The following is a 316-nucleotide window of genomic DNA, read 5'->3' as shown; positions in this document are numbered from 1 at the left end:
CGACTCGCTGACCTGGGGCTACAACGCCGAAGGCGATCGACATCCATTGGAAGACCGCTGGCCGAGCGTGCTGCAGGCTGGCCTCGGTGGCGGCGTTCAGGTCATCGCCGATGGTCTCAATGGCCGCACCACCGCTTTCGACGATCACCTAGCCGGAGCCGATCGCAATGGCGCCAGGCTGCTGCCGACGGTGCTGACGACGCATGCGCCGATCGACCTGATCGTCTTCATGCTCGGCGCCAACGACATGAAGCCGTGGATCCACGGCAATCCGGTCGCGGCCAAGCAAGGCATCCAGCGGCTGATCGACATCGTG

General features: G+C 64.9%; 1 protein-coding gene. It reads left to right on the top strand.

From position 1 onward, the window contains the following. Window positions 1–316, top strand: a 316-nt coding sequence (locus tag FCU66_RS40060) for a GDSL-type esterase/lipase family protein (RefSeq protein ID WP_246094210.1), incomplete at both ends; no start/stop codon positions are given.

The sequence above is a fragment of the Mesorhizobium norvegicum genome, from assembly GCF_004919685.1.
Classification (GTDB): Bacteria; Pseudomonadota; Alphaproteobacteria; order Rhizobiales; family Rhizobiaceae; genus Mesorhizobium; species Mesorhizobium norvegicum.
This window is presented reverse-complemented; position numbering and strand designations above follow the sequence as displayed.